Origin of the sequence: Bacillus sp. JJ722 (assembly GCF_036963345.1) — a bacterium.
Lineage (GTDB): Bacteria > Bacillota > Bacilli > Bacillales > DSM-1321 > Bacillus_AD.
On record NZ_JBALMO010000103.1, the window covers coordinates 17,407 to 28,107 of the forward strand.

Here is a 10,701-nt window from a genome sequence, read left to right on the forward strand (position 1 = left end):
CTAGACACATCGAATCGACTACCGTCTCTTCGTATTTCCTTTATCTCAGTCGAAGGGCTCCAGTCCATACGGAGCTAACCGTGCGCTTGCGCTTTTCTATTCACTTTCCTTCATTTCGTCGCTGCTTTTTATAAGCGCTTGGGGTACAATGGTGGATTTTTTGAAAGGTTTTATAGAAATGCCCCATATTATGAAAGCCTGAAAGTTCCGCAGTTTCTTCGATAGAAAGAGGCTCAGTAAGTAGTATACGCTCTGCTAGTTTTATGCGCTCATACTGTATGTACTCAACAAAGGTCAATCCTATCGTTTTCTTGAATAGTTTCAAAAAATAATAGTAGTTGAGATTCAAAAGTTTACAACAATGCTCCACTGAAATTTCTTTCGCTAAATTTTCAGATATATATTGCAAAACAGGCTTCAAACGCTCGATTTCTAATGAAGAATATTGATTCATTTCTTGCCGATCATCGTTCCGTAAGATTGTTAATAGAATTTGCTTCACTTTAATGGTGATGGCCACTTCGTATCCCTTTATACGATTAACGGATTCTTGATGGATATCTATTACAAGGTCCATTATTTCTTGGCGAATACGATCATGTTCTTCAAAGATATAGTTTAGTTGACTTAATGTCATATGAGGGTTTAACAGACTATGAACAAATGCTGCTAAACCTGGCTCGAAAAACCTGTTGACATCAAATTGGAAAACAATATAGCGTACATCTAAATTCCGATCTAAGTGCACTTCCATTGGTCCTATCAAAAATACGTCTCCAGCTTTAAGAAAATAGACATGGTTTTGGATGACTAACTCCATACTTCCTTCTAAAATCACTAGTATTTCTAACTCTTTATGAAAGTGCCAATTCCCATGATATAGATCTTCGTGCCTAGTGGAAGTTTCATATATGTTTAAGGAAAGCATAGGGTTATTATAGTTCACGATTTGGTTATATGACTCCATCTCAACACCTCCAATGTCAATTTAGCATATAAACTCACCCAAAACAATTATAGTTTTCTCTATGATAAATGAGTAATATGAAAATGCTTCAGTTGAAATAGATTCAACGAACGGAGAGGAGATCGCAACGTGAAACTAGAAGCAAAATTATATTTAACAATGATGACATTTTTTAACTTTTCAAATGCTCTTTCAGGCATATTTGTTAACATTTTTATTTGGAATATCGATAATTCCTTTGAATCGTTAGCTCTTTATAGTTTATCAAACTCTATTGCAATATTAATTAGCTTTCCTATCTGTGCTTGGTTGGCTAGGCAAACATCACCTATGTCTAGTTTGAGAATTGGAATTGTATTATATATTGTTGCATACGGATTTTTATTATGGATAAGGGAAGATGCTGTAAATCATATTTATTTGTTAGGGGCTTTGATGGGGTTAGCGGTTAGTTTCTTTGCTGTTGGTCAGCATATGCAAATTTTTAATGTTACACAAGATCGCAATCGAGATCGATTTTTATATATTTCTAGCTTTTTATCAAATGGGGTTGGAATGTTAGCACCAATTATTTCGGGCTTTACTATTAGTCGCTTTATTGGGATGAAAGGGTACTATCTTGTATTTAGTATTTCTTTAGTGTCATTTCTATTAACAGCTCTTTTTTCATTGAAAGTAAAAGGTAAGAAATTGCCGAAGAAATCGAGTTTTAAGGAAGTTTGGAAAAACCCTACAAGAGAGTGGAGGGGCATGTATTGGGTGAGTATGATTACCTCTATGGTCGATGGAACGTATTCTTCTTTCCTTGCTTCAGTGATGACGTTCTCGATTTTAAAAAGTGAGCTATCTCTCGGAGGATATAATACATTTGCAGCACTAATGGGCTTATTGACTTCATTATGGTTAGCTAGAATATCAGCACCAGAACGACGAATGAAAATATACATAATAGGGGCGTTTCTTGTATCTATTTCATCGATTTCACTTAGTATAAAACCTGTTTTTTGGATGTTGGTTATTTATGCTGTTCTATTCGTAATAGGATCAAATTTAATAAATACAACATTAAGTGCTTGGATGTATGCTTCCATTGAATTTGATAAAAAATTTGATGAGCGTCGATTAGATTATATCATTGTTCGTGAAATTCCACTTGGATTAGGAAGAATGATGGGCATTGGTCTGTTTTTCCTTATGAATGCAATCTTTGAAGGTGACAATATTCTTCCGATTAGCTTTGCACTATTCGGTTCGGTATATGTCCTTTTAATCCCGGCATTACGAAAGATTTGGAAGGGGCATCATTCGATTGCTTAAATTAGACAAAAAAGAACCAAGCAATTGTTAGCTTGGTTCTTTCTGTATCTTATTTAATATACTCTTCTTCCTATAGAAATAATGGAAGCGAACATGTCCCCATACTGCTAATACACCGATCCAATCTTTTGCTACATCAATGAGCGTTGCAGATCGATAAGGATAAAACGATTGGTGGATTTCATCGACTACCCCGTAGGATGCTGAAATGATGGCAACTATTAAACTAGAGCCTAAAGATAGTTTTCCACTAGTAGCAAGAGCGATTACAAACAGTATATATAAAGCAGCGAACTCTACTAAATGCATACTTTCTTTCCAAATTCGATCCCATTTCGAGTCTGGTAATTCTACAACTGCATTAGAAGGCATACTTGATAGTACCCATATAAGGATCATATAAGCTATTGGTAATAGCCAAGCAATATAAATAGAAGCTTTTCTCATATTATCGTCCTTTCTTTCGCAATATTTCTATTGTATCACGATACGAGAAAATAAAAATTTTTTAGAAAATGTATATATTTTGAAATTTATGTTCAAAATGGTTGCTGAGGTGATATTCATGAGAGAGGATGAAAAGAAACGTATTTCTCAAAAATCAGGAATGAGACGTTTTCTTTCAAAGCGTTGGGCGTTACCAGCAATTTATTTAGCAAGTGCAGCGATTCTATTGACAGCGGTAATTTGGTTTCAAAATAACAACAATGATTCAGCTAACCCTGGAGAAGTAGATGTTGAACAAGTCGAAAATGCAGGAAAAAATAATGACAAGGAAGCAGTAGAAGTTAACAGCAAAGTAGAAAACTTTAGTATGCCAGTATCGAAAAAAGAAGATATTGTTATTAAGAAAGAGTTTTACGATGTTAATGCTGACAAAACAAAACAGGAAAACGCTCTTATATTTCACGAGAATCAGATTCATTTAAACCGTGGAATTGATATCGGTATGAAAGATGGAAAAGAATTTGATGTAACAGCAGCATTAAGCGGTGAGGTTACAAAAGTTAAAGAAGATTCATTACTTGGTAATGTCATTGAAGTGAAACATGTTGAAGGCATTACAACAACATATCAATCTGTTACGGACATCGCTGTGAAAGTAGGCGACAAAGTAACGAAAGGACAGTCTATTGCAAAAGCTGGTCAAAGCTTGTTCAATAAAGATGCAGGTGTCCATGTACATTTTGAAATCCGTAAAGACAACGTTGCTGTAAATCCACAAGATTATTTTGAAAAATCAGTTTCAACATTGATGGAAGCAGAAGTTGTGAACGGTACAGCAACAGATGAACAAACTACTACTGAAGAATCAAAAAAAGATCAATCAACAAATGATGATGCATCTTTAGAAAAAGATTCTTATCAAGAAAATTCAACGAATGTACAAGAACAAAACTAAACAGGTAATATTCATAAATGTGTATTATCAGCTAGTAAGAAGAAGCTGTTCTCAAATTGAGAGTAGCTTCTTTTTTATGAAAACAATCAATTGACCTAATTGTGAAATAAAGGGATAATTACATTGTGATGGTAAAATATGGGTTATATACAATTGAATACTCCTATACACCAAGTTAGGCAAACCTTTAGATGATTGAAGTGTTTATGCACTATTTTAGACGAAAGGTTGATTCGAAATGGGTGAGCAGAAACAGGATGTAATGGCGGCTGTCCGTTTTCATCCTTTTTTTCAAGGAGCAGAGCTGATGGCTATTTCTTTTCTTTTAGAGTCGTGTGATGAAAGATATTTTACAGCTGGTGAAATCGTATTACACGCGCGTGAGCGAAGGACAGGTCTTTATTTAGTAATTGAAGGAATTGCAGAAGTGTATGTGAAAGCTGAGCAACATGATAGAAATGAAGTATTAGAGATTATTGGGAAAGAAGAGATGATTGGTTTCTCCAGTTTAGCTGATTTCCTTGGTGTTATAGGGCAAACAGATGGTGTCGAAGCAGAAGAAATCGTGGAAGTTCGGGCTGTAGAAGATATCCGTGCGCTTTATATTCCTTTTGAAGTTGTAACGAAGCGTTGGACAGATCCAATTGTTCATGATTACTTCTTAACGCAAGTTGCTATTCGTTTGAAAGATGTTTATAGTTCGCTAGCTGAGCAGGTAAGGTTGGCTCGGAGTGTAGGGGAAACAGATGCCTTAGTATTAAGGGTTCAAGATATAATGTCTTCTACAATTATTACTAGTTCTCCTGAGGAAAGTGTGCAGGAAGTCGCTAAAAAAATGATTCATAATCGCATAAGTTCAGTACTGATCATGGATGGTAATCAATTAAAGGGAATTGTGACAGAGCGAGACATTGTGGAGCGGATTGTTGTGCAAAACCGTACTTATCAAGAGCTAGCGAAAGATGTTATGACGGAAAATCCTATTACGATATCACGTTTTTCCTATTATTACGAAGCTTTATCAATGATGGTATTGAATGGTGTTAACCGACTACCTGTTGAAGATCAAGGAACGGTATGTGGAATGCTCACACTTTCAGATTTAATGCGTAAGAAGAATGAAAGCATGTTAAAGACGATTAGACGGATTGATGAAGCTGATGCTCATTCATTGCGTTCAGTGAAAAATGCCATTTACAAAGTTTTTGAAACGTTGCTAAAAGAACAAGTCCCTATGGTTAATGCGCTAGCTGTTGTTACGAAACTGTTTGATCGACTTATTAAGCGATCGGTCGATTTAGCTCTTAAAGATATTAAAGACAATGAGGGTCTTATACCACCTGTAGCTTTTAATTTGTATATGATGGGAAGTAGTGGTCGTGGAGAACAATTTATACTCACGGATCAAGATCATTTTCTTGTTTTTGAAGATAGCGATCACGAAGAGCAGGTGCATTCATTTTTTAAACGATTAGGTGAGAAGATCGTTCACTATTTAGAGTTAGCAGGCTATGCGAGATGTAAAGGATTAATGATGTCGAGTGAAGCGAAATGGCGTGGGACACTTCATGAATGGCGTTTACGTCTCAAGGAATGGGGATTACAGTCTTCGAATGAACAGCTATTACTTGCGATTAATTTCTTCTCTTACCGAATGGTATATGGTGATGAGAATTTGCATACTGCGTTTGAAGATATTATAGATGAAACATTGCAGCGTTATCATTTATTTCTATTCCGTTTAGCGCAAATAGAACAAGAACGACCGATGACTTTATTAGGGCAACCAATTCGTTCTTTATTTAGACTGGAAAAGAAAAGTATTGATATGAAGAAAGATATATTATTCCCTTATCATCACAGTTTACAAATCTTATCGATGGTTCATGGTGTTTTATCAGGAACACCATTTGGAAGAATAGAAGCTTTAGAGCAACAAGGAGTGCTTTCACACAACTTTGCGCATGACTTGAGAGAAGTTGTTAATCAAGTGCTTACGCTGTATGTTCAACTACGATGGAAGCAAGCAAAGAAGGGTGAGGGTTCTTCATCAGTATTATACTTTACTGCACTTACGACGAGAGAAAAGGAAGAACTTATTATTAGTGTAAAGACATTAAAAGAATTACAAAATAAAATGTTCTACCAATTTTCTATGCAAATTTAAAGGAAATGCATTTCCCAATACTAAAGGAGGAGAGTCCCATTTTCTTTCTTAATAAAAACATTGACTGTCCTTTAAATTATGACAATCTGCCATTATCTACGCCACTATCCGAATTAAGTTATACGGTGTTTGATACGGAAACAACAGGATTTCAAGTTGAAAAAGCTGATCGGTTAATCGAAATAGGAGCTGTTCAGGTAAAGGGATTTGAGGTTATTGAAGATCAACAATTTCAGACATATGTTAATCCTAACCGACAAATTTCTCAGGAAATAACCGAGTTAACTTCCATTACGGACGACATGGTTCGGGATGCTCCTCAAGCTTTAGAAGCAATGTACCGTTTTTTTGATTTTATTTCTGAAACGAATAGTACTTGTTTTGTTGGACATTATGTGAGTTTTGATATGTTGGTATTGAAAAGCGAACTGAAGCGTGAGAAGTTAGCTTATCGTAAGTATAAATCTATTGATACATTAAATTTAATTGGCTTTTTAGCACCGGCCTATGATATTAGAGATTTAGAACGTTATGCGATGGCTTTTAATACTCGAATTTATCCAAGGCATTCAGCAATTGGTGATGCGTTAACAACGGCGTACTTATTCGTCGAATTGTTATGGCAACTGCATGATCGAGGTTTACGCACGTTAGGTGATTTGTCTCGTGTGAATGGGTAATAATGAAACGTAAAGTATGTTTGAAAAAACTAATTCTATTTCATTTGAGTTAGTTTTTTGCTAATTTTTTATAAAAGATACAAAAAAATGTGTAAACTCCTTGTCCTTATTGTGTTTTTCGTGCATATTATATCGCCCAAGCTAATAAAATGTTAGAAACCTTACAAAGAGAGTGGTTGAGGTGAGGAGTCGTTTATAGAAGTCTAATAACTTGTTATATATATAATCTTTGTAACTCCAGAGAAAATACTAATTGATCATTTGAAGCGAATCTCATTTCACACTTCTCACATCCAATTTAGGGAGGTCGAGTGGTGTGCACGATTACATCAAAGAAAGAACAATCAAGATAGGGAAGTATATCGTGGAGACAAAGAAAACGGTTCGCGTGATTGCGAAAGAATTCGGAGTATCCAAAAGTACCGTTCATAAGGACTTGACTGAGAGACTTCCTACAATTAATCAAGAGCTTGCAAACGAAGTAAAGGAAATCTTAGACTATCATAAATCAATTAGACATTTACGCGGAGGAGAAGCAACTAAACTAAAATATAAAAAACCAGAAGAAGAAATGGTTTAGTAAGGGAAAGGAATGTGCCTTTGGACAAATATGTCTAAAGGCTTTTTATTGTTGTTTTATTATATGAGACAATAGTGCTAATAAGAGTATGTTTTACCTATATATGAAAATAATAATTTTATGATTGCTTTGTTCGTAATTTTTTTATTAAAAATAATGTGTTTTACTAAAATCTTCTTACTATGGACTATGGGATATGTTAAAATATACAATTAGGACAGATATTGCTGTGAATGTACGTATTTGAGGAGGAAAAAAAAGCCATGTTTGCTAGGGATATAGGAATAGACCTCGGAACTGCTAATGTTTTGATTCATGTTAAAGGTAAAGGAATAGTTTTAAACGAACCATCTGTAGTAGCGATTGATAAAAATACAAATCGTGTACTAGCAGTAGGTGAAGAAGCTCGTCGCATGGTCGGGCGTACACCAGGAAATATTGTGGCTATCCGCCCATTAAAAGATGGTGTTATTGCGGACTTTGATATTACAGAAGCAATGTTAAAGCATTTTATTAATAAATTGAACGTAAAAGGATTTTTATCTAAACCAAGAATTCTGATTTGTTGCCCAACTAACATTACAAGTGTTGAGCAAAAAGCAATCAAAGAAGCAGCGGAAAAAAGCGGCGGTAAGAAAATCTTCTTAGAAGAAGAACCAAAAGTAGCTGCAATTGGTGCTGGCATGGATATCTTCCAACCAAGTGGTAACATGGTTGTTGATATCGGTGGAGGTACTACAGATATCGCTGTTCTATCTATGGGGGATATTGTAACATCTGCTTCTATTAAGATGGCTGGAGATAATTTTGATAATGAAATCCTTCACTATATAAAGCGTAAATATAAGTTGTTAATTGGGGAAAGAACATCTGAAAACATTAAAATTGAAGTGGCTACAGTTTTCGAAGGTTCTCGCAATGAGACAATTGAAATTCGTGGACGTGATATGGTATCTGGATTACCACGTACAATCTCTGTTAATTCTATTGAAATTGAAGAGGCATTACGTGAATCTGTGTCTGTAATTGTTCAAGCAGCGAAAAGCGTACTAGAGAGAACGCCACCTGAGCTATCAGCTGATATTATTGATCGTGGTGTTATTCTTACTGGTGGTGGAGCTTTACTTCACGGTATCGATATGCTATTAGCTGAAGAGTTAAAAGTACCAGTATTGGTAGCTGAAAATCCAATGGATTGTGTAGCCATTGGTACAGGGGTTATGCTTGATAATGTAGATAAAATTTCAAGTCGCCGTTTTGGATAATTTTTTTGCGGTTGATAAAGTGCCTGAGCATAAGCTTTGAGGCACTTTTTTTATCCCGTTCTAACTGCTGCTAAGACTCCCACTTCAAAACGAAAGTAAAAGCGAAGACGTTTAAGTGGGAGATTAAGCGTCAGTAAGAACCCGATTAAAGTTTCACTTTATGGGAATAAGGCTAAAAATACTATCTGTTTAGACGATAAATTATATATAATAAAAGTAATTGCATGTTCGGCCAGTAAAGGGGTGGAGATTTTGCTTAGAGGTTTTTATACGGCAGCAACAGGAATGATTGCCCAACAACGAAGAACGGAAATGTTAACGAATAACTTATCCAATGCAAGAACGCCAGGTTTTAAAGCAGATCAATCCAGTATGAGAGCTTTTCCAGAAATGTTAATACAACGTTTTGATAAAACGAATATTCCAACGGAGAAAGGTCTAAATTTACCGATTAATTCGTTTGTAGGCGGATTAAATACAGGTGTATATATGCAGGAAGCTACTCCAACATTTACACAAGGTAATATACAAGAGACTGGTAATAAAACAGACATAGCTTTAATTGACATTGCTATGCCTGTTAATGAAGAAAATGGGAAGAATGGATCGGTCTTTTATACAGCTATGCATCAAGGCGCAATTTGTTACACAAGAAATGGTAATTTCACACTTGATCAACAAAAGTACTTAACAACTCCAGGTGGTTATTATGTGTTAGATTCGCAGGGACAACGTATTCAGTTGAACAGCGATCAATTTACTGTTAATAACAATGGAGATATTTATGAGAACGGTCAATTTGTAGCGAGCTTAGGTGTTGCTTATGCTGAGAATCCATATTCATTAGTGAAAGAATCGGATGGCATGTATTATTCGAATGGCGGACAACTTCCGATGGCGAATAATGTGCCTGGCGTACAGTTTTCTTTACAACAGGGAGTTTTGGAACAATCAAATGTAGATCCATCTAGAACGATGACTGATATGATGACAGCTTATCGAGCATTTGAAGCAAACCAAAAAATTCTGCAAGCTTATGATCGAAGTCTAGAAAAAACTGTGAATGAAGTAGGAAGAATTGGATAATTCATAAGTAACTTGTTGAAATTTCTTGGAGGATGAAAAAATGAATCGTACAATGATAACAGCTACTAATACATTGTCTCAGCTTCAATTGCAGATGGACATGATTGGTAACAATTTAGCGAATGCACAAACAACGGCTTATAAAAGAAAAGATGGTACATTTAGTGAATTACTAGTTCAACAGTTCAACAATCAACCTCGTGAGGATAAAGAGAAAGGCCGTCTAACACCTAATGGTATTCGTCAAGGTGTGGGGGCGCAACTAGGTCTCGTTAAGCATATTCAAACGCAAGGAAGTATTAAGGTTACGGGACGACCATTAGATGTGGCAATAACGAAAGAGAATCAATACTTTAAGATAAATGTAAATGGTCAAATTCAATACACTAGAGATGGCGCATTTTATTTATCGCCAACAGGAGCTAATCAAGTAAGTCTAGTTACAAATAATGGTGACTATTTAGTCGATCAAAACAATCAACCAATTGTAATTAATGATGATGTAAAAGACATTTCTTTTAGAGAAAATGGTACACTTGTAGTAACGTCATCAAATGGCGCTACCCAAAGCTTTCAACTAGGTATGGTATCTGTCCAAAATCCGCAATACTTAGAGCATAAACAAGGAAATGTTGTAGGTTTAGCAGAAAATGCTGCACAATTAGGGATTAATGAAGAGGATATATTAACCGAATTAACAGGTGCTTTGCGCCAAGATATATCCATTCAACAAAATGCGTTAGAAGCTTCTAATGTAGATATGTCAAAGGAATTAACCGATTTAATGAACGTTCAGCGCCAATATCAGTTACAATCTCGTTCAATAACAATTGCTGATCAAATGCTCGGTCTAATTAATGGGGTACGTTAAAGGAGTTTGAACGAAATTTATGGAAACAAATCAACTTACCAGAGAAGAATTTAAGCAAGAACAACAACTAAATCAACCAGAGGCGAAGCCAAAGAAGATCCGCATTCGACTTATTCCTATCTGGTTGAGAGTCATTCTAGTACTTCTTGCAATAGTTCTCGCTGTAGTAATCGGCTGTATGGTTGGCTATAGTGTTATCGGAGAAGGTAAACCATCAGAAGTTTTCCAAAAAGAAACATGGAGTCATATTTTCGATTTAGTTAGAAAAGATATATAATAAGAAAAGCGGAAGCGCCCGTTTTGCTCCGTATGGACTGGAGACCACCGACTGAGATAAAGGAAACACGAAGAGCTGATAAGCGATTC

Annotated in this window: 11 protein-coding genes; 9 read left to right on the plus strand and 2 right to left on the minus strand. The window is 35.6% G+C overall.

Going from position 1 to position 10,701, the window contains the following annotated elements:
• Positions 1-100 precede the first annotated feature (100 nt).
• Positions 101-967 (minus strand): helix-turn-helix domain-containing protein, encoded by an 867-nt coding sequence (locus V7014_RS13510; RefSeq protein WP_335507967.1) that lies wholly within the window; start codon positions 965-967, stop codon positions 101-103.
• 129 nt (positions 968-1,096) lie between these two features.
• Between V7014_RS13510 and V7014_RS13515 the strand changes: the two genes are divergently transcribed.
• The gene (locus tag V7014_RS13515) at positions 1,097-2,284 is read left to right on the plus strand and encodes an MFS transporter (RefSeq protein ID WP_335507969.1); all 1,188 of its coding nucleotides are present in this window, start codon (positions 1,097-1,099) and stop codon (positions 2,282-2,284) included.
• A gap of 27 nt (positions 2,285-2,311) precedes the next feature.
• Here V7014_RS13515 and V7014_RS13520 read toward each other — a convergent pair whose 3' ends face one another.
• Complete coding sequence (locus tag V7014_RS13520; protein WP_335507970.1) at positions 2,312-2,731, minus strand: VanZ family protein; 420 nt, start codon at positions 2,729-2,731, stop codon at positions 2,312-2,314.
• Positions 2,732-2,849: 118 nt separating this feature from the next.
• Between V7014_RS13520 and V7014_RS13525 the strand changes: the two genes are divergently transcribed.
• The 8 genes from V7014_RS13525 to V7014_RS13560 all read left to right on the plus strand — a co-directional run bounded on the left by V7014_RS13525 (position 2,850) and on the right by V7014_RS13560 (position 10,612).
• Positions 2,850-3,686 (plus strand): M23 family metallopeptidase, encoded by an 837-nt coding sequence (locus tag V7014_RS13525; RefSeq protein ID WP_335507971.1) that lies wholly within the window; start codon positions 2,850-2,852, stop codon positions 3,684-3,686.
• Positions 3,687-3,924: 238 nt separating this feature from the next.
• Positions 3,925-5,853: a DUF294 nucleotidyltransferase-like domain-containing protein gene (locus tag V7014_RS13530; RefSeq protein WP_335507973.1), complete on the plus strand. Its 1,929-nt coding sequence runs from the start codon at positions 3,925-3,927 to the stop codon at positions 5,851-5,853.
• 38 nt (positions 5,854-5,891) lie between these two features.
• Positions 5,892-6,533: a 3'-5' exonuclease gene (locus V7014_RS13535; protein WP_335507981.1), complete on the plus strand. Its 642-nt coding sequence runs from the start codon at positions 5,892-5,894 to the stop codon at positions 6,531-6,533.
• A gap of 316 nt (positions 6,534-6,849) precedes the next feature.
• A complete protein-coding gene (spoIIID, locus tag V7014_RS13540) occupies positions 6,850-7,113 on the plus strand; it encodes a sporulation transcriptional regulator SpoIIID (protein WP_042350969.1) in 264 nt (87 codons plus the stop codon).
• A gap of 263 nt (positions 7,114-7,376) precedes the next feature.
• On the plus strand, positions 7,377-8,378 hold the full coding sequence (locus V7014_RS13545; protein WP_335507975.1) for a rod shape-determining protein: 1,002 nt from the start codon (positions 7,377-7,379) through the stop codon (positions 8,376-8,378).
• Between the two features lie 252 nt (positions 8,379-8,630).
• Positions 8,631-9,464, plus strand: a complete 834-nt coding sequence (locus V7014_RS13550; RefSeq protein WP_335507977.1) for a flagellar hook-basal body protein — start codon at positions 8,631-8,633, stop codon at positions 9,462-9,464.
• 40 nt (positions 9,465-9,504) lie between these two features.
• On the plus strand, positions 9,505-10,335 hold the full coding sequence (locus V7014_RS13555; RefSeq protein WP_335507978.1) for a flagellar hook-basal body protein: 831 nt from the start codon (positions 9,505-9,507) through the stop codon (positions 10,333-10,335).
• A gap of 19 nt (positions 10,336-10,354) precedes the next feature.
• Entirely contained in the window at positions 10,355-10,612 is a 258-nt protein-coding gene (locus V7014_RS13560) for a DNA-directed RNA polymerase subunit beta (RefSeq protein ID WP_335507979.1), read from the plus strand.
• The last annotated feature ends 89 nt before the right edge of the window (positions 10,613-10,701 follow it).